This window comes from Paraburkholderia sp. USG1 (genome assembly GCF_031570135.1).
GTDB classification, from domain to species: domain Bacteria; phylum Pseudomonadota; class Gammaproteobacteria; order Burkholderiales; family Burkholderiaceae; genus Paraburkholderia; species Paraburkholderia dioscoreae.
In genome coordinates, this window is sequence record NZ_JAMWXW010000085.1 from 1 (window position 1) to 1,031 (window position 1,031).

The 1,031-nt window shown below is 63.0% G+C and carries 1 protein-coding gene; it reads right to left on the reverse strand.

Annotated features, from left to right (window positions below):
* Window positions 1-1,031, reverse strand: a 1,031-nt coding sequence (gene prpC, locus NE850_RS39350; protein WP_310700426.1) for a 2-methylcitrate synthase, incomplete at both ends; no start/stop codon positions are given.

Here is a 1,031-nt window from a genome sequence, read left to right on the forward strand (position 1 = left end):
TGCGCGCTCCAGCCCGCCGTACGCGCGATCACGAAGAGCGGCGTGAACATGGCGGTGGGCACGCCCATCATGTGATACGAGACCGCGCTGAACCAGTCCAGATTCGGGAACATCTTCTTCGCGTCCCACATCACCGACTCCAGCCGCTCGGCAATGCTGAACAGCTTGGTGTTGCCCGCTTCCTTCGAGAGCGTCTTCGCGACTTCCTTGATGACCTTGTTGCGCGGGTCCGAAATCGTGTACACCGGGTGGCCGAAGCCGATCACTACTTCCTTGTTCTCGACGCGGCGGCGGATGTCCGCTTCGGCTTCGTCAGCGTTCTGGTAGCGCGACTGGATCTCGAACGCGACTTCATTCGCGCCGCCGTGCTTCGGTCCGCGCAGCGCGCCGATCGCACCGGTGATCGCCGAATAGATGTCCGATCCCGTGCCCGCGATCACGCGGCCCGTGAAGGTCGACGCGTTGAATTCATGCTCGGCGTACAGGTTCAGCGACACGTGCATCGCGTCGACCCATGCGCTCGACGGCTCCACGCCGTGCAGCAGATGCAGGAAGTGGCCGCCGATCGAATCGTCGTCGGTTTCCACCTCGATGCGCTTGCCGTTGTGCGAGTAGTGATACCAGTACAGCAGCATCGAACCGAGCGAGGCCATCAGCTTGTCGGCGATGTCGCGCGCGCCCGGCAGGTTGTGATCGTCTTTTTCCGGCAGCACGGTGCCGAGCACCGACACGCCGGTGCGCATCACGTCCATCGGATGCGCGGCGGCCGGAATCCATTCGAGGGCGGCCTTGACGTTGGCGGGCAGGCCGCGCAGCGCCTTGAGCTTGGTCTTATACGCGGTGAGTTCGGCTTGCGTCGGCAGCTTTTCGTGAACCAGCAGGTACGCGATCTCTTCGAATTCGCAGGCGCTGGCGATATCGAGAATGTCGTAGCCGCGGTAGTGCAGGTCGTTGCCGGTCTTGCCGACCGTACAAAGGGCCGTGTTGCCCGCCGTCACGCCCGACAGGGCGACGGATTTTTTCGGTTTGAA